The following is a 17708-nucleotide window of genomic DNA, read 5'->3' as shown; positions in this document are numbered from 1 at the left end:
CGGAGCCAGGCCGATGCTCGGTCCAGCCTTGCGGCAGCGCTGGGGGAAGTGACGAGGGCGCGAGACAAGGGTCGGGCAACTGTAGACCGAGCGCGCGTGTCCGCCCACGCCTGCGGGCACTTTCCTGCGACGGTTTCTCTGGCGCGGCCCGCGGCTCGACCTCGAAATCGTGCCCAGGACCGTGGGCCCCGCCCCGGGGTGGGTGCGCAGGTCACCCGCTCTCGGTATTCTTCTCGCGGGTTCTTCTCGCGGACAGTTCGTGCATTCACCCTTGCCGGGTCTGATTCTCACGCTCCATCTCGCCGGGCTCGTCTTGCTCGGTGGGTGCCTCGAGGCGCATCCCCTCGTCGCGCGAAAAGCGGCGCGTTCCCCCGCATCGGCATCCGCATCGGCATCCGCATCGGCATCCGCGTCGGCCCCACCGCTCGCGTCGACGTCGACCCCCGCGCCGACGGTGGACGTCGCGGGCGGCAGCGACCCGGGTCCTGCGTCGAGCACCGAGGCACCTTCTCGGGCCACATGTCCACTCGGAGAGCGCGGGCCGGACGGGCTCACCCCGCTGGAGCGGGGTCTTCGCGACGCGTTGAGCGATGCCCGCCTCGATCGTGTCGTCGATCTGGGCCCGAAGGCCGAGGAAGACTGTCCACCGGGCGTGCCTTGCCCTGGCGCGCCTCTCGGTCGCTTCCCCAGCGTCGACCTCGCCGTGGTGGCCTTCCCGGAAGGGTGCGCGCCGATCGGCGCGAGCGTCTCGCTGTCGGCCGACCTGGCCGGGGTCCGGGTGAACGCCATCGATCCCGTGACCCGAAAGGTCACCGGCCTGCGCTTTCGACGATGGAACCCCATGCGCTGGGACGGCCCTCGCGCGGTGCCGCGGGCCGACGGCGACGACGTCGTGGCAGGCCTCACCGGCGTCGACTTCGACCTCCCGTATCCTGCCTCCCTCTTCAAGCTCCCCGTCGCCGTGCACGTGCTTCGGCTGGTCGACCAGGGGACCTTGCGGCGCGATCAGCTCGTCGGTGATGGCACCGTCCAGCGACCCCTCGACGCCTGGCTCGACGACATGATCACCCGCAGCGACAACACCAGCACCCGCGCCCTCGTCCGCAAGCTGCACGCGCTCGGAGCGATGGAGCGCGTGAACGGTCTGCTCGCCGCAAGTGGGCTCTCGACGCTCCAGATCCGCGGCACGTCCCCGGTGACGGGAGGGGACTGGCGCCCGGGATCCATCCACATGGGGGCGTGGGACACCGTGCGGCTGCTCTGGCTGCTCGACCCGGCCGCGCCGCCCCCCACCTGGCCGACCGAGGGCACGTTGCTCTCGCCCGCCTCGAAGCAGCGGCTCTACACCTTGCTGGAGGAGCAAGCGTTCCACGAAGCCCTGAGCACCTCGGCGCTGTGCGGGGTCGACGGCATCGTGCGAGGAATCCCCGCGCGGATGCCTGCCCGGTGGGTGCGTCGCGACGGGAGCGTCGACGTCGACGAGCTGCGGCGTTCGCGTGATGCACGGCCTTGCAACGAAGCCGCCGAGGTCGTGTTCGCCCACAAGACCGGCTTGACCCTGAACTTCGGCAGCGACGCTGGCATCGTGACGGGCATCCCGGGGCGCGCGCGGCGGCACTACATCGTCGCGCTGATCAGCAACCTCGGCTACCGCTACGTCGACGCGAACCACACAGGCGGCCCGCTCCCCTGCCTCACGAGCGGCGTGTGCTACGCACCGCGCATCCCGGCGCTCGGGGCCCGCATCGACGCGCTGATGAAGCGCTGGCTGGAGTGAGCCTCCCTCGACGCCGCCGTGAGTTCACGGCCACCTGGCGCCTGGACCCGTCCCGCGCCGCCCCGCTCACGCCGCCGCGAGGTTGAGGTCCGAGGTCCCACCCAGCATTTCGGCGAGCATCCGCCGCCCCCGGTGGAGCCGGCTCATCACCGTCCCCGGAGGGACGCCGAGGCGGAGCGCCGCGTCCTTGTAGGTGACCTCCTCCACGTCCACGAGCACCACCGCGCTGCGGTAGGCCGCGGGGAGCCGGTCGAGCGCGCGGCGCAGGCCGCACGAGAGCGACTTCATCGTCGGGGTTTCGTATTCCGGGTTGATCCAGGCGCAAGGATCGGCCGTCAGCGCGTCGAGCGCGTTGCGCTCCCGCCGGCTGCGACGACAGCGGCTGATGAACACGCTGAACAGGATCTGGTTCAGCCACGCGCGCAGGTTGGTCCCGGTCTCGTAGCTGGACTCGAAGCGGATCGCCCGCTCGACGGCATCCTGGACGACGTCTTCTGCCAGCGTGGCCGACCGGGTCATCCGCAGCGCGCGTGCGAACAGCTCGGGGCGCATGGTCACCAGACCGAGCCGCACCTCGGAGGCCGTCCTCGGACGCACACCGGAAGGAGGAAGAGCGTCGGCATGCACCGCGTTGTTCTTCTGGTGAGGGGCAGGGGTCGGGGTGACACGGCAGGCGAGCATCGGCAGTCCTCCTGTCCCCACGCCATCGCAAGAGGAGGACCACGACCCAAGTGCCTGAAATCACGACGAGGGCGACCCGCTGGGTGCGGCCCTGGGCCCGCGGAGGCGTGTCAAATCGACACCGGCGTGGGCCCGTGGGGGGATCAGGGAGCGAGGGGATCGATGCCCCGGGACAGCGCGGCGATCAGGCCCGGGAATTTCTCGGCGATCTCGCTGGCTTGCAGCCCCCGATCGGCGCCGGTGGCGAGGCTCCAGGCGTCCGCGGCGAGGGCGTGGATCAAGACCCCGGCGATGGCGGCGCACTCGGCGGCCATGGAGCACGCGAACGCGGCGATGATCCCGGTGAGCACGTCCCCCGAGCCGGCCGTGGCGAGCGCGGGGTTGCCCGCCATGCAGATGAACATCCGCCCGTCGGGGGTGGCGATGATGGTGCGGGCCCCCTTGAGGACGACGATGGCCTGGGTGATCCGCACCGCCTCGCGGATGGCGCCGAAGCGATCCTCCTCGATGGCACGTGCACTTCGGCCGAGCAGTCGCCCCAGCTCCCCGGGGTGAGGGGTGAGGACGAGGCTGCCCTTGGCCGTAGCGAGGACCTCGGCGCGTCCGGCGAAGAGGGTGAGCGCGTCGGCGTCGACGACCTTGAGTCCATCCCAGCGGAGCACCACGTGATCCACCACCGCGCGCGCCCGGTCGTCCAGACCGAGGCCCGGACCGATGGCGACGGCGTGACGGCTGGCGAGCGCCGCTTCCAGCGACGCTTCGAGCTGCTCGGGCTCGATCGACGTGGTCATGATCTCGACCACCCGCGACTGCAGCGCCAGCGCCGCGTCGGGCCAGGTCCCGATGGTCACCAGCCCCGCCCCCGAGCGGAGCGCGCTCCGCGCCGTGAGCAGCGCCGCGCCGAGCTTGCCGGACGAACCCGCGATGACCAGCACGTTGCCGGCCGCGTGCTTGTGCGTGTTCGCCTCGCGCGGCTGGAGGTACGAGCGCACCGTCTCCTTGCGGATCACCTCGGCCACGTAGCCGACCTGGGCCAGGATGGGCGCGTCGGGGACGCCGAGATCCACGACGTGCACGTTGCCGGCGAGGCGTGCGCCGTCGGGCGTGAGCAGGCCGATCTTGAGGTGCCCGAACGTCACGGTGTCGTCGGCTTGCACCGAGGTGCCGAGGGGCGCGCCGCTGTCGGCGTCGAGGCCGGAGGGCACGTCGAGCGCGATGCACTGGCAGGACGCCGCGTTGATCACCGCGATCACCTCGGCGAGGTGGCCGTGGATGGGGCGGTCGAGGCCCGTCCCGAAGATGGCGTCGACCACGATGTCGGCCCGCTCGAGCGCTTCCTCGAGGGGGGTGAGCGGCGTGTCGCTCGGCATCTCGGTGAGCTCGCCGCCGAGATCGACGTAGGCATCGAGGTTGATCCTCGACTCTCCCGTCACCGCCTCGGAGCGGGACGTGAGGAAGACGTGCACGTCGGCGCCGCGCGCGAGCAAGTGCCGCGCGACCACGTACCCGTCCCCCCCGTTGTTCCCCGCGCCGCAGACGACCACGACCCGTGCCTCCAGCGGGTAGGTCGCCGGCTGGCCCGGACTCGGGATGTGGCGGACCGGGAACGAGCGCGCTCGCTCCGCGGAAGCCGCTGCCTTGTCACGGCGCAGCGGGCGCCCACGCTGGGCCCCGGCCGTCGCGCGGTGGTGCAGCGTGGCGGGCGCACCCGAAGGCGGCGGAGGAAGGAGCGAAGGGGGGCGTGGTGAGCCTGCCGGCCCGTGCCACACGCTCGGAGAGGCCTCCTCCGGCGTTCCTTGGAGCTGCTTGAGCCGGCGGGCATCGATGATGGCGGAGATGACGTCGGCGGCACCTCGCCCGGCATTCTCCATGAGCACCATCCCCGGCACGTGGCAGGCCTCGATGGCGAACTTGTCGAATGCCCGCATCTGGGCGCGGGAGAGGACAGGGATCACCTGGCCACCATAGAACGGGGCAGCCCTCCGGGCCTACCCCATCCTCTTCCTCGGCCCTCCTCCCCTGGATTCTCTGCTCCCCTCGGACGTTCCACGATCCCGCCCCTCCCTGGGGGACTCGGAAGCGCTCGGAAGCGCTGGCGGCTCTCGCATCTCTGGCTGCTCCCGAAGCACTGGCGGCTCTCGCAGCTCTCGAGGCTTCGGGTCCCTGGCTGCTGCCTTCACGGCTTCATTCCCTCTGCCGACGGCTCGTCCGACCCACCCGACCCGACGGTCAGGGCGCCGGAGTGCCGACGTCACGTGGCGTAAAACCATTCGGTTTCATTCTGGAAATGCCTCTTCGGAGGCCTGGAAGGCCCTGGCGAGCCGTGACCTGGCGTCGTCGACGCCCGACGGCCCCGAGGTGCACCCGTGACCAGGTGCCGTAGCTCGGGTGACGGCACCTGGTTTTCGAGAACAACCCCTCGGAAGCGTCCGAACGACAGGTGGATGCGCGCGTAACCTGGACGCGTCGGCCTGGCGCCGAGCCCAGGTCCGCACCGTCACGCGACCTCTGCAGCGGCGCTCCCCCCCCAGATGCGCCCCTCTGTTGCTGCCCTCCCTGGTCCCCACGACCTTGGCTCGCGCAACGACGTCGCGGCGCCGGCGCATGGCGACGGTGTGCGGGCTCGACCTGATGCCCGTCGCTCGCTGCGTCCCACAGGTCACGGTCGTGACCTGGCAGAAAACAACTCCCCAGCACCTGACCCCGGGCCATGGTGCCTCTGGCGGGCGGTGCCGGCGGAATGCCCGCGCCCCTCCCGCCGGTTGACAGGGAACCGCGCGCCTCTGTAACGGTGGAAGGCTTCAGGCGTGCTTGAGCCCCGAACTGCACTCGATGCCGGCGCTCGGTGGCGTCGCCCGCGACGCTTCCCGCGTCAGCAGGCGCTTGCCACGGCGACGCTCGCTGCCAGCGCGCTGTGCCTGGCAGTGCTCCTGAGCCCTTGCCGGGCTGCCGCCCAGCCCGTCGCGCCGACGCCACCGGGTCCCCGGGCGTCGCCGAGCGTGCCCGCGCCAGAAGGCGTGATGGCAGGTGTCCCGACGCCGGCGTGGGCGCCGAAGGTCGCCTGGGATCCTCGCTGGCCGAAGTTTCGCCCCGTCGAGTACGCGGCCACGGTGATGTTCGCGGGGCTCGCGGCTGGCTCGTTCTTGATCCAGCCCGTCCCCTCGCGCTGGCGAGAGCGCAACGGCTTCGACGATAGCGTTCGCGACGGGCTCCAGCTCCGAGCGGAGCCTGGCCGCGCCGTCGCCCGGGGGGTGAGCGACGTCCTCATCGGGCTGACGCTCGCGCACCAGGTCGTGGACGCCGGCCTCGTCGCCTGGTGGCAGCACGATCAGAGCGAGGTCGCGCTCCAGATGCTCCTGATCGATGCGGAGACGGTCCTGCTGGCGATGGCGGTGCAAGGGCTCGTCGCCGGGTTCGTGAGCCGTGAGCGCCCGTACGCGGACCGATGTGTCGGGCCCGAGGCATCCCAGCCGGATCGGTGCTTGGGCAACGATCGGTACCGCAGCTTCTTCAGTGGACACGCCACGGTCGCCTTCACCTCGGCAGGGTTGACCTGTACGCATCATCTGCACCAGCCTCTTTACGGAGGGGGGGCGGGTGACGTCGCCGCATGCGCGAGCTCGCTCCTTGCAGCGGCGACCGTGGGTACGTTGCGGGTGGTCGGAGATCAGCATCACGCCAGCGACGTGATCTTGGGGGCGACCTGGGGAACGCTGGTCGGGTTCGGGCTGCCCTGGCTCCTTCATTACCGTGGAGGCGCGAAACCTGCGCCGCGTGACGTACAGCAGGGGGCGCGTGCCGGCTCGGACGAAGGCAGAGCGCCAAGGCGGGACCAGGGGCTGACGATGAGCGTCGTGCCGTCCGGACTCGGGGGGGCCCTGGTAGGACAGTTCTGAGCGCATGGGGGGGGGGCTCCGAGGCGGAAGCCGCCGCCCGGCCGGCGTGCTAGTCCAGGGCGCATGAAGAGATGCCTGATCGCCGTCCTGCTGACCTTCTCCGCTGCCTGCAATCCACCCGGTGAGCCCTCCAAGGGAGCGCCGGCCCAAGCCAGCCCCGAGCCGCGGGGATCGGCGGCTCCGGCGGCCTCGGCACAGGCCGCGCCAGCGCACGCCGCGCCCGCGGCGGCCCTGAAGATCGGGCAACCTGCGCCCGAATTCACCCTGACGGACCTCGACGGCAAGACGGTCAGCCTCTCGGATTTCAAGGGGAAGACCGTGGTCCTCGAGTGGTTCAACCCTGGCTGCCCGTTCGTGCAGAAGGCGCACCGCGAGGGGGCGCTGAAGGACATGGCGGCGCGCTCGACCGACAAGGGAATCGTCTGGCTCGCGATCAACTCCAGCGCCGCCGGCAAGCAAGGCCACGGCAAGGAGACCAACGTGAAGGCAGCGGCCGAGTTCGGGATGAAGCACCCCATCCTGCTCGACGAGAGCGGCGTGACCGGCAAGGCGTATGGCGCGACCCGCACCCCGCACATGTACGTCATCGATCCCAAGGGAATCCTGATCTACGCCGGCGCCATCGACAGCACGCGGGGTGGCGAGCCTGAAAAGGACGAAAAGGTCACCAACTACGTCGAGGTCGCGCTCACCGAGCTGGAGGCAGGCAAGCCCGTCTCCACGCCCGAGACCGAGTCGTACGGCTGCGGCGTCAAGTACTGACCGGATCGGCCGAAGCGTTCGTTGCTCGAACGAGGCGATCGACGCGCGCGTGCTTCCTGACGGGCAGATCGAGGCGCTCGCGTCTCGCGCCTCGCGCCTCGCGCCTCGCGCCTCGCAGGCGCTGGCCGGACAGGAGGCGGCGCCAGACGGCCTGTGCTCCTGATGCGCTCGATGCCCTCCGACACCCTCGGGGCCTGAGCGACCCGGAGGCGAGGGGTTGCTCGCTGGAGGCGAAGCTGTGAACATGCGCGGCCCGTGTCCGAGCACGTGCCGCGTCAGCCGTCGCAGCCCCCGATCGAGCCGGGGACGTTGCTCGTCGGCAAGTACCGGGTCGAGCGTGTCATCGGGCGTGGCGGCATGGGGGTCGTCGTCGAGGCGCGCCATCTGGCGCTCGACGAGCGGGTCGCGCTGAAGTTCCTGCTCGCCGAGCATGCGCTCAACGCCGAGTCGTCCGCGCGTTTCCTTCGCGAGGCGCGGGCTTCGGTGAAGATCAAGAGCGAGCACGTCGCCCGTGTCTCGGATGTCGGCACGCTGGACGACGGCGCGCCGTACATGGTGATGGAATTCCTCGTCGGCGAGGACCTGGCCCAGCTCCTCCAGCGGCAAGGGCCGCTGTCGTGCGAGGACGCCGTCGATTACGTCATCCAGGGCTGCGAGGCGATCGCCGAGGCGCACGCGCAGGGGATCATCCACCGTGATCTGAAGCCCTCGAACCTCTTCCTGACGCGGCGTAGCGACGGCTCGCCGCTGGTGAAGGTGCTGGACTTCGGCATCTCCAAGGTGCTGAACGATCGCGTCGACAACCTGACCAGCACCACGGCGGCGATGGGATCGGCGCTCTACATGTCACCGGAGCAGATGCAGCAGACGCGCTCGGTGGATCACCGCACCGACATCTACGCGCTCGGCGTGGCGCTCTTCGAACTCTGCGCGGGCAGGCCGCCCTTCTACGCCACCACCTTGCCCCAGCTCTGCGCGGAGGTGCTGACGGGCATCCCCACGGCGCTGCGCGATCTCCGCCCCGACCTGCCGGAGGTGTTCGCGGCGGCGCTGGCGAAGGCGTACGCGCGTCATCGAGAGCAGCGCTACGGGTCGGTCTCCGAGATGGTGCTGGCCTTCGCGCCCTTCGCGCCGCCGCGGAGCCTGCCGCACGTCGAGCGGCTCGCCCGGATGGGCGGTCTGTCGGCGCCCGGCGCGCCTCCCGTCTACCGGCCACCTTCCCCTTCGTACCCCACGGGGTCTTCGTACCCGGTGGCGTCGCACCCGACGGGGCCTTCGTATCCGGCGGCGTCGTACCCGGCAGGGTCGACGCCGGTGCCCTCGCCGTCGGGGCCAGGGATGCAGCAGCCCGTGCCCGCGATCTCGTCGCCCGTCTACAGGCCGACGTCACCATCGCAACCGTCGTACCCTGCGCCTCGACGTGAGCCGTCCTCGCCTTCCCTGGAGTCGACGCATCCGTTGACGCCCGGGGCTCGAGCGGTAGCGGTGAACGCCTCGCCGGGGAACGCCTCGCCCGGCTACCCCGCGGCCATGGCGCGCGGGGCCGAAGGGGCCGCGGATGCACAGGGCGGCGTCCCGATCCTGCCAGGCCCTTATGCCGGGCCAGCCAGTGCGCGCGCGACGGCCTCGTTTGCGACGGGGAGCGGGACGGGCAGCATGGTCAGCCCGGTGGTGCCACCGCGCGTGTCCAGAGGTGTGGTGGTGGGGATGGTGGCGGGGGCGCTGGTCAGCCTGGCGGTGGTCGTCGGGTTCGTGATCCCGCGGCTGCAGGCTGGCCCGGCCGAGACGCCCGGGGCTGCGAGCACGGAAGCCCAGCCGGAGCCCTTCTCGTCGGCGATGGCAGGCACCGAGCCCCAGGTCCCTGTGGTGAGTCCTTCAGGGGACTCGACCTCACCAGCCCATCCCGAGACGAGCGGGTCGGCGCCTTCGGGCGAGACCGCGGGGGCGATGGCGGGATCCGCGGCATCCGCGGTGTCCAGCGCACCGGCAGCGCCTCCCTCCACGACGACCAAGGCGAGCGCTGGCAACGGAGCGTCTCGTCCCGTGCAGCCGAAAGTGACCGCCCACCCAGCGCAGAGCGGGAAACCGCCCAGGCCTGTGAATCTGGACGACTACAAGTGAGCTCCGTCATGCACCAGCACACCCCGAAGCGTCCCAGGTCTCTCGTCTTCCTGGCTCTCCTTTCAGGTTGTGCGCTTCTGCATGCAGCGCCGGCCGCTGCGGAGCCTGCGACCCGGAACGTCGAGTCGGAGGTGCTGGCGCAGACGCTCTTCGAAGAAGGGCGGAGACTCATGGAAGCGCAGCGGTTCCCCGAGGCATGTCCGAAGTTCCAGGAGAGCCTCCAGCTCCGCCCTGGGACGGGGACCTTGCTGAACCTCGCCCTCTGTAACGAGGCGATCGGCAAGACGGCGACGGCGTCCCTCCAGTTCAAGGAGGTGATGTTCGCGTCGAAGCGGGATGGTCACGAGGCGCGTGAGGCCTTTGCGAAGGAACACATCGAGGCGCTTTCGCCGAAGCTGTCCTGGCTCCGGGTCGATGCGACGCCGACGCCAGGGATGGTGATCCGGAAGAACGATCAGGCGCTGCCGGCGGCGGCCCTCGGGACGCCGATCCCGGTCGATCCGGGGGAGCTCGTCATCGCGGCCTCTGCACCTGGGTATGCGGCCTGGTCGGTGATGGTGAAGGTCGGTGAGGTCGCCGATCGAAAGACGGTGGTGGTTCCGGCGCTCCTGCCCCTCCCCGAGGGGTCGTCGGAGAAGGGAGGCGCTTCGTCGAGCGATGCGGGCGCCGATGCCAGCGTCGGGCGCGGTGGGTTGTGGACTGCCGGCTTCGTGGTGGGCGCGGTGGGGGTCGCCGCGGTGGGGGTCGGTGCGGTCTTCGGAGGGCTGGCGGCAGGGCAGGCGAGCCGCGCGGAAGACGATCCGGCGCTCTGTCCAGCGAAGCGCTGCACGCCGGCGGGGCGGGGCGAGATCGACGCCGCGGAGACGAAGGCCCTGGTCTCCACGATCGGCATCGGGGTCGGTGTGGCCGCGGTGGGCGCTGGGGTGACGATGCTCCTGCTGTCGGGTCGCTCGTCGCAACCTGTGGGGGCGGCGTACGAGAAGGCGAGGCTGGTGCCATCCGTGGGATCAAACGGGGGCGGCCTGTACGTGCTGGGCGCGTTCTGAGATCGAGCGCGCTCGGCGTTTGCGGTTCAGCGCTCGGGGGGCGGGTCGGGAGGGAGCTGGATGTCGCGCAGCTCTGCGCCGAGGACTTCCACGGCGGCGACGACGAGCGGGTGCGCTGCGACGGCGCGGAGGCGGGCGTTGTGGCGGGCTCGGTCTTCGGCGCTGTAGATCTGCGCCATGGTGACCGCCTGGCTGCCGGCCGGGAGCGTCTCGTACTCGGCCTCGACAGGCGTCCCGAAGTGGGCGCGCAAAGCGTTGGAGAGGATCTGGCGCGCCGCGGGGTCGCTGGCGTGCGCGAAGGCGATCGACTCGCTGGTGGGGAAGCCGAACACGGTGCGCTCGGGGCCGAGCGCGAGGATGGCGGCGCGTTCGAGGAACGAGGCGAGAGGTGGTCGCTGGGCCCGGACGAAATCGAGGATGGTGCGGCAGGCTGCGAGGTCGACGCCTTCGGGTAGCGCGGGTGGGGGGGCGATCTTCTCCGCCCAGGGGGCGGTGGGGGCTGGACCGGAGACCAGCGTCGATGGCTCCTGGAAGTTCGAACGAACAGGGCCCCCCGGAGCAGGCGCAGGCTCGGGGAAGTTGGGGCGTCCAGGGCTGCCCTGTCCTGGGCCGCCGTGAGGGAGGGGGTCGGAGAAGCTCGGCCGGGTGACAGGGGCGCCCGAGGCAGGTTCGGAGAAGTTCGGCCGAGAGGGCGTGCTGGTCGGGGCAGGTTCGGAGAAGTTCGGCCTGACGACGCCGTTGGCGGGCGGCTCCTTGAAGACAGGGCGCTGGGAAGGGCTGGTCGGAGGCTCCTTGAAGGGGGGAGCCACGAACGCAGGGAGGGGGGCGCGCGCCGCTCCATTCTGCACGGCGGGAGCCGTATGGGCGCTCGGAGACGCGTGCGCTGAGGGAGCGGCATGCGCAGCGGGGGCGGCGTGCGCCGCGCGTGCGGTCGCGGTTGTGTACGCAGCGGGGGCGGCGTGCGCCGTGGGAGCCGCGTGCGCCGTGGGAGCCGCGTGTGCGGGGGCCATCGGCGGCGGAGGTGACGAGGCGCCGCGCGCCGTGGGAGCTTGAGGGGCTGGTGGTGGGGAGGGCGCGGCTGGTGGTGGTTCGGCGGCCCGTCCCTCCGTTCCCTCTCCAGCGGGGCTCCGCGCGACCCGGCTCTCTCCGGCCGGGGCTGCGCTCCGTCGAGGGGCACCCTGAGGCGGCGGTGCGCCCCCCGGGCGTTGTGGTGGACGGGGGGGGCCGCCAGCGGGGCCAGGGCCGCTGCCGCCGCCGCCGTTGATGCGTCGATCGAGCTCGCCGAGGCGTCGCAAGAGGTCGTCGACGGGGACGAGCGGCGGGCGTCGCGCCAGGCGGACGAGGGCCATCTCGAGCGATGCGCGAGGCTGCCCACTCCGGGCGATGTCGTCGAAGGCACGCGAGAAGCCCTGGTGCAGCCGTGTGAGATCGTCCGGGTCCGCCTTTGCGGCCAGCGCCTTCATGTCGGCGATCTCGGCGTCGGCGAGGTCGAGAAGAGGGCCCGGGTCCTCGCAGACGCGCGCCACCACGAGGTCGCGCAGGTGCGCGAGGATGTCGCGGGCCACGTGCGGCAGGTCGTACCCCTCCTTGGCGATGTCGCCGACGATGCGCAAGCACACGGCGGGATCGCCGTCCACGAGGGCCTCGGCGAGGCGGTGGAGGATCTCCCGGTCGGCGACGCCGAGCACCTTGGCGACGCCGTCGGTGGTGATCTGGTCACCGCTGACGCCGACCCAGGCGATCACCTGGTCGAGCAGGCTCATGGCGTCGCGCATGCTGCCCGCGGCCTCGCGGGCGATGGCCTTGACTGCCCCGTCCTCGGCGGGGATCCCCTCTTGTTCCAGCACGTAGCGCAGGCGCGCCGCGATGGTCTGGGCGCTGAGGAGCTTGAAGTCGTAGCGCTGGCAGCGGCTCAGGATGGTGACGGGGACCTTGTGGACCTCGGTCGTGGCGAAGATGAATTTGACGTGGGGAGGGGGCTCTTCGAGCGTCTTGAGGAAGGCGTTCCACGCGGCGTTCGAGAGCATGTGGACCTCGTCCACGATGAAGATCTTGAAGCGGTCGCGCGCGGGTCGGTACGGCAGGCTCTCCTGGAGCTTGCGGACCTCGTCGACGCCGTTGTAGCTGGCGCCGTCGATCTCCTGCACGTCGACGTCGGCGCCGACGGTGATCTCGGTGCACGGCGCGCACTGCTGGCAAGGCTTCGCGGTCGGGCCGTGGACGCAGTTGAGCGCCTTGGCGAGGATGCGGGCGCTCGTGGTCTTTCCGACGCCGCGGACCCCGGTGAACAGGAAGGCGTGAGCCACCCGGCCGCGGGCGATGGCGTTCCCGAGCGTCGTCGATACGTGGTCCTGACCGACCAGATCCTCGAAGGATTGTGGGCGCCACTTTCGGGCGAGGACGACGTAGCTCATAGGCGCACCGCACTAGCATCTTCTTGCGGGCGCGTCGCTGGTCGCTGGTGTCGGCACAGCGCGCTGGGAGCCGCCGTGATGCTCCTCATTCCCCTCATCCTCCAGGTCTTGCCACGTCGGTTTCTTCGTCGTGGTCCGCGGGGTGCGTCTCGGGTCGCCTCAACGCCGGTCTGCGGGGTTGCAGCGCGGCCGGTTCACGGCATACCCTGCCGGAAAGAACATGCAATTCCGCGGTGGAATGAACGAGCTGGTCCGTCAGGCGGCGCGCATGCAGCGCAAGATCGACGAGGTCCGGGCCGGGCTGAAGGACCACGAGATGAGCGCCGGCGCTGCCGGGGACAAGGTGAGCGTCACCGTCTCCTGCGAGGGCAAGCTCCGCAAGATCACGATCGACCCGGAGTTCCTCGCCAGCGAGGGGGCGGAGCTGGCCTTCGACGCCGTGGTCGCCGCAGCCAACTCGGCCCTCGACGCGGCGGACAAGCATGTAGAGGCAGAGATCGCCAAGGTCACCGGGGGCATCAAAATCCCTGGCATGCACTCCTGATCCTCCCTTGCGCACCTCTCTCCTCCAAGCGTCTGCAGATTCAATCCTGGTGCACCTTTCAGGACTATGAGCCGAGGTGGTGAGTTCGGAACGATCTCCCGTGGCGCCTTGCCAGCGCGGCTAGGGCGGGTCGCTCAGTTGCTGGCCCGGCTGCCGGGGGTCGGAGAGAAGACGGCCCAGCGGTATGCGCTCTTCTTGACCACGACCCCCGACGAGGGGACGGCGCGTGAGCTGGGGAAGGAACTCGCGGCCTTGCGGGATCACGTGCGACCCTGCGAGCGCTGCAACAACATCGCCGAGGTGGGCGAAGACGGGCGGACGCGCTGCGGGATCTGTCTGGATTCGCGGCGTGACGGGGCGCTGCTCTGCATCGTGGCGCGCGTCCAGGATCTGCTGGCCATCGAGCGCAGCGGTGCCATGCGGGGCCGTTATTTCGTTCTGGGTCGCCTGCTCTCTCCTCTGGAGGGCATCGGCGCCGAGGATCTACCCCTGGGGGCGCTTCGGGCGCGGCTCCAGGATGCCGACGAGCCGGTCCGCGAGGTGCTGGTCGCCACGCCGCCGTCGGTCGACGGGGAGGCCACCGCGCTCTTGCTGGCCCGTGAGCTGGGCGCCATGGGGATTCAAGTAACCAGGATCGCAAGTGGCGTGCCGCACGGAGGAGATCTGGAGTTTGCGGACCAGGTCACCCTGGGCAGGGCCATCGAAGGGCGTAAGAGCTTCGGGTGAATCGCTTGCTGTGCCGGGATCATGGTACATGCGCGAACACGGGAAGCGGTCCAGGGACCGCGACGCGACTCACCGCAGGTCAGAAGAGCGGGTATTCCGAGTCTGGGAGGTCAACGTGTCCAAGACCGCCATCACGTCCGAGCGCGCCCCCCGCGCCATCGGGCCCTATTCGCAGGCCGTGCGCGCCGGCGACTTTGTCTTTTTCAGCGGCCAGGTCCCCATCGATCCCTCCACGGGTGAGCTCGTCACCGGAGGCATCGAGGCTGAGACCCAGCAGGTGGTGAAGAACCTGAACGAGGTCCTCGCCGCTGCAGGCGCCGGGTGGGATGACGTGGTCAAGACCACGATCTATCTCCTCGACATGAATGATTTTGCCGTCGTGAACCGAGTTTACGGGGAGGTCGTGGGCAACGTGCCTCCCGCGCGGGCGACGGTGCAGGTGGCGGCGTTGCCGAAAGGCGCGGCCGTCGAGATCGACATGGTTGCCCACGTTCCCACCTCCCGGGGAGCCTCCAGATGAGCACGAGAGAACAGAGCGAGAGCACGACGAGGGCGGAGAGCACGGAGCCCCGGCCCCAGGCAGACGAGGCCGCGAAGGCGCCTCGCGACACGGCGGAGGCGCCCGCTGCGGCGGAGTCTCAGAACAAGGCGGAAGCACCCGCGCAAGCTGGTGCCGAAGGTGACGACGCCGATCGTCCGAAGGCGCGTCGGGTCGTGCGGTCGGCGAGCACACGTCGCGCTGACGAGGGCGGTGCAGGGGAGCCGGAAGGTCAAGGCGCGGCGCGCCCTGCGAAGGCTCCTCAGGAGTCCCAGGGCTCGCTGCTGGACGCCATCGCGCCCCGGCGTCGGCCGACGCTGGACGAGGCTTCTGCTGCGCCGCCCACGGAGGGTGGTGACGCAGCTGCTGGGGCTGCTGCGGCGCCGAGGGTGCGAGATTACCGCGCTCCCAGGCCGCCGGCGGGGGCGTCTGGTGGACCGCGTCCGGACCGTGGGCCGCGTCCGTTCGGAGATCGTGGACCGCGACCGGACCGTGGGCCGCGCCCCGATCGTGGGCCGCGACCAGACCGTGGGCCGCGTCCCGGCGGAGAGCAGGCGCGGTCGCTCCCTCAAGAGGGGGGTGAAGGGCCGCGACCGGACCGTGGGCCGCGTCCCGATCGTGGACCGCGCCCCGATCGTGGGCCGCGTCCGTTCGGGGATCGTGGGCCGCGTCCGGACCGTGGGCCGCGTCCGGAGCGCGGAGCGTTCGGGGATCGTGGACCTCGTCCGGACCGTGGGCCGCGTCCTGGGCAGCCCGGCGACGCTGCCGCAAAGGCGCAGGGGCGACCGGCTCCTGCCAAGGAGCCGTCACGCATCATCACCGTGACCGGGCCTGCAGCGACCGGCGAGAAGCCCAAGGACAGCAAGCCGTCACGTCCGTCGCACCTGATCTTCACGCTCCCCGCGGCAAAGGTGGTGCAGCAGCAGGGGAGCAACAAGCCGGCGCTGACGCCGAAGGAAGCCCTCGCCGCGAAGACCAAGGCCAAGCAGGCCTCCGTCAGCAAGTCGAAGGGCGCCGACGCTCCGACCGCGCAGGCGGAGGCACCGCGAGAGTTCGACGCCGAGCTGCTCTCCGCTGGCTGGGAGCAGGCCGTCGAGGCGCTGCGCGGGGCAGGGGAGTCGGGGAGCGCGCTGGTCGAGGCCTGGGCCGCGAAGAGCAACGTCGAGGCGGTCGCCGCGGCTGCAGAAGCGGACGACACCCCGGCTTCTGCGCGCAAGACGGCGCGTCGTGCGCTGAACATCCTGAAAGCGCGTGGTGTGTCGATCCCGAGCCGCCCCCGGGTGGTGCGCCTCGCGGACGACCGCTCGGGCGCCGAGGAGGCCACGCTGCTGCCGCCGGATGCCACGGGCACCTCGGCCGTGACGGTGACCCGTCGCGAGGCGAGCGGGCGATACCACATCGCCGAGGTCATCGTGCGGGAGGGCGTCGGCGTGCTGCACGCAGGCAGCGGCTGGCTGAGCGGCTCGCAGCTCAAGGAGGGGCGCGCGCGTGCCCTCGAGAGCTTGGGGACGGCGCCGGTGCCGGTCCCCGTGGCCTGGGCGCGTCACCGCATCGCGCAGGCCAGAAAGCAGAACGCGACCTCCGGGCAGGTCATCCCCCTCGGCTTCGAAGGGTGCCGGGAGCTGGTGGAGACGGCGGCCGAGGTGGAGGCGAAGCACCCGGTGGCGGATCTGGAAGAGCAGATCACCGCCGAGCTCGTCGCCGAGCACGCGCCGAAGTCGCTGGCGCTGCACGACGAGCCAGAGTTCCGTGGCTGGCTGCCGACGCGGCAGGCGATGGACGAGGCGCTGCAGGGGCTCGGCCAGAAGCTCGGGCCGGATGGTCTGCAGGATCCTGCCAAGGTGAATGCCGCCCTTCGTGAGGAGATCGAGGCGGCCACCGATCGCTTCTTCTCGCCGGAGGTGCGTGCCGTGTTCGCCGAGCGGATGCGTGACAGCGCGGTCTCGCTGCGCGCCCGCCGTGGTGACGCGGCGGCGCTCGGGGCGCTCGCCGTGGCGCGCGCGATCCGCGAGGCCGGTCTGATCACTTCACCGCCGCGGGAGATCCCCTTCCTGACCTCGTTCTTCAACAAGGCGCTGGCGATGATGGCGCAGCAGGGAGGCGGGCAGCTCCGCATCCCCATGCCGATGGGGAGCGTCCCTCAAGGGGCTGGAGAGGGCGAAGCCTCTGACGAGGCCTCGGCAGAGGAAGGCGCTGCGGCGTCGAACTCCGACGAGCCGAGCGGCGGATGAGGTCGCGCTGAAGGCGGCTGGCGTCTCCTCTCAGGAGACGCTCGCCCGCTGATGAAAAAGAGGCGAGTGCCGGAACGCGGCGCTCGCCTCTTTTCTTTTCGGTGTTCTGACGAGGCTAGCGGGCGATGAGGGTGACATCGCCGAGGCCGTCGGCATTGGAGATGTCGACCTGGGCGCCAGCACCCGTTCCCATGGTGTACGACTTGCCGAACTCGTTCTCTGCCGTTGCCCAGTCGGTCGGGAGGCTCTGCTCGGTGATCGTGCCCCGGGTGGTCACGGTCAGGGACCCGTTGGTGGCGGCGGGGACCTGGAAGGTGATGCTGCCATTCCCCGAGCTGACGCGGCCGTTCGCGCCTGCGGTCGCCCACGAGGCGACCGCCACGTCGACGCTGCCATTGCCCGTTTCCACGTCGAGCCGCCCTCGCGCTCCAACCACGTCGATGGAGCCGTTGTCGCTGACGATGACGGTCGAGCGTGCGTTCGTCCCGGAGAGGTCGACATCGACGCTCCCGTTGTCCTGCACCACCTCGAACTCGCCATCGAACGTGGGAGGCAGGGCGACCTCGATGTCGGCGCCCAGGGTGGTGGGGCTACCGTTCGCCTTCACCACCTCGATCACGATCTCTCCAGTACCACCGACCGAGAAGTTCAGGTTCCGCTCCATCTGCTGCTGCGCCTGCGCTGCGGCGTCCTCGTCACCCATCACGAACGGACGGAAGGTCGCTCTCACGTCGTTGCCGCTCCCGCGCGTCACGTCGACGGCGCCATTGGCGCTGACGATGCGGACTGGCAGACCCGGGCTGTAGGCGTTCGTGGCGGACTCGGCCGTGCCTTGGTAGCGGGTGGCCGGCTTGATCTCACCCGCGAATTCCACGTTGCAGCCGGCGAGGGTGAAGGCGGTCGCGAAGAAGAGGCAAGCGGTCTGAAGCGAGTGGTTCATCGTGGATTCCTCTGAACTGGGTCTGCGCGGCA

At 70.7% G+C, this 17708-nt stretch carries 13 protein-coding genes; 9 read left to right on the top strand and 4 right to left on the bottom strand.

Annotated features, from left to right (window positions below; all coding sequences use genetic code 11):
* Positions 1-271 precede the first annotated feature (271 nt).
* Positions 272-1777, top strand: a complete 1506-nt coding sequence (locus tag CMC5_RS41380) for a serine hydrolase (RefSeq protein WP_050435582.1) — start codon at positions 272-274, stop codon at positions 1775-1777.
* A gap of 66 nt (positions 1778-1843) precedes the next feature.
* Here the strand turns inward: CMC5_RS41380 and CMC5_RS41375 are convergent, their stop codons facing one another.
* Positions 1844-2458 carry an RNA polymerase sigma factor gene (locus tag CMC5_RS41375; RefSeq protein ID WP_050435581.1) on the bottom strand — a complete coding sequence of 205 codons (615 nt, stop codon included), beginning with the start codon at positions 2456-2458 and terminating at the stop codon, positions 1844-1846.
* A gap of 143 nt (positions 2459-2601) precedes the next feature.
* Positions 2602-4413, bottom strand: coding sequence for a bifunctional ADP-dependent NAD(P)H-hydrate dehydratase/NAD(P)H-hydrate epimerase (locus CMC5_RS41370; RefSeq protein ID WP_050435580.1), 1812 nt, complete (start codon positions 4411-4413; stop codon positions 2602-2604).
* A gap of 852 nt (positions 4414-5265) precedes the next feature.
* Between CMC5_RS41370 and CMC5_RS41365 the strand changes: the two genes are divergently transcribed.
* The 4 genes from CMC5_RS41365 to CMC5_RS41350 all read left to right on the top strand — a co-directional run bounded on the left by CMC5_RS41365 (position 5266) and on the right by CMC5_RS41350 (position 10283).
* On the top strand, positions 5266-6354 hold the full coding sequence (locus CMC5_RS41365) for a phosphatase PAP2 family protein (RefSeq protein WP_156339276.1): 1089 nt from the start codon (positions 5266-5268) through the stop codon (positions 6352-6354).
* Between the two features lie 63 nt (positions 6355-6417).
* A complete protein-coding gene (locus CMC5_RS41360; RefSeq protein WP_050435579.1) occupies positions 6418-7116 on the top strand; it encodes a thioredoxin family protein in 699 nt (232 codons plus the stop codon).
* A gap of 255 nt (positions 7117-7371) precedes the next feature.
* Complete coding sequence (locus CMC5_RS41355) at positions 7372-9237, top strand: serine/threonine-protein kinase (RefSeq protein ID WP_050435578.1); 1866 nt, start codon at positions 7372-7374, stop codon at positions 9235-9237.
* 8 nt (positions 9238-9245) lie between these two features.
* Positions 9246-10283, top strand: coding sequence for a hypothetical protein (locus CMC5_RS41350; RefSeq protein ID WP_050436428.1), 1038 nt, complete (start codon positions 9246-9248; stop codon positions 10281-10283).
* 26 nt (positions 10284-10309) lie between these two features.
* Here the strand turns inward: CMC5_RS41350 and dnaX are convergent, their stop codons facing one another.
* Entirely contained in the window at positions 10310-12697 is a 2388-nt protein-coding gene (gene dnaX / locus CMC5_RS41345) for a DNA polymerase III subunit gamma/tau (protein WP_050435577.1), read from the bottom strand.
* 220 nt (positions 12698-12917) lie between these two features.
* Here dnaX and CMC5_RS41340 point away from each other — a divergent pair, with 220 nt between their 5' ends.
* The 4 genes from CMC5_RS41340 (at position 12918) to CMC5_RS41320 (ending at position 16736) form a co-directional block, all read left to right on the top strand.
* Positions 12918-13241, top strand: a complete 324-nt coding sequence (locus CMC5_RS41340; protein WP_050435576.1) for a YbaB/EbfC family nucleoid-associated protein — start codon at positions 12918-12920, stop codon at positions 13239-13241.
* A gap of 66 nt (positions 13242-13307) precedes the next feature.
* A complete protein-coding gene (recR, locus tag CMC5_RS41335; protein WP_082363337.1) occupies positions 13308-13967 on the top strand; it encodes a recombination mediator RecR in 660 nt (219 codons plus the stop codon).
* A 115-nt stretch (positions 13968-14082) separates the two neighbouring features.
* A complete protein-coding gene (locus tag CMC5_RS41330) occupies positions 14083-14487 on the top strand; it encodes a RidA family protein (RefSeq protein WP_050435574.1) in 405 nt (134 codons plus the stop codon).
* Positions 14488-15326: 839 nt separating this feature from the next.
* Entirely contained in the window at positions 15327-16736 is a 1410-nt protein-coding gene (locus tag CMC5_RS41320) for a hypothetical protein (protein WP_050435572.1), read from the top strand.
* A 115-nt stretch (positions 16737-16851) separates the two neighbouring features.
* Here the strand turns inward: CMC5_RS41320 and CMC5_RS41315 are convergent, their stop codons facing one another.
* The gene (locus CMC5_RS41315; RefSeq protein ID WP_063796760.1) at positions 16852-17676 is read right to left on the bottom strand and encodes a DUF4097 family beta strand repeat-containing protein; all 825 of its coding nucleotides are present in this window, start codon (positions 17674-17676) and stop codon (positions 16852-16854) included.
* Positions 17677-17708: the final 32 nt, after the last annotated feature.

This window comes from Chondromyces crocatus (assembly GCF_001189295.1).
In the GTDB taxonomy this organism is placed as follows: Bacteria; Myxococcota_A; Polyangia; order Polyangiales; family Polyangiaceae; genus Chondromyces; species Chondromyces crocatus.
This window is presented reverse-complemented; position numbering and strand designations above follow the sequence as displayed.

Bases quoted from the DNA above. Each gene is read 5' to 3' on its own strand.
- CMC5_RS41375 (WP_050435581.1), bottom strand. From the start codon at position 2,458: ATGCTCGCCTGCCGTGTCACCCCGACCCCTGCCCCTCACCAGAAGAAC.
- CMC5_RS41360 (WP_050435579.1), top strand. From the start codon at position 6,418: ATGAAGAGATGCCTGATCGCCGTCCTGCTGACCTTCTCCGCTGCCTGC.
- CMC5_RS41350 (WP_050436428.1), top strand. From the start codon at position 9,246: ATGCACCAGCACACCCCGAAGCGTCCCAGGTCTCTCGTCTTCCTGGCT.
- dnaX (WP_050435577.1), bottom strand. From the start codon at position 12,697: ATGAGCTACGTCGTCCTCGCCCGAAAGTGGCGCCCACAATCCTTCGAG.
- CMC5_RS41340 (WP_050435576.1), top strand. From the start codon at position 12,918: ATGCAATTCCGCGGTGGAATGAACGAGCTGGTCCGTCAGGCGGCGCGC.
- recR (WP_082363337.1), top strand. From the start codon at position 13,308: ATGAGCCGAGGTGGTGAGTTCGGAACGATCTCCCGTGGCGCCTTGCCA.
- CMC5_RS41315 (WP_063796760.1), bottom strand. From the start codon at position 17,676: ATGAACCACTCGCTTCAGACCGCTTGCCTCTTCTTCGCGACCGCCTTC.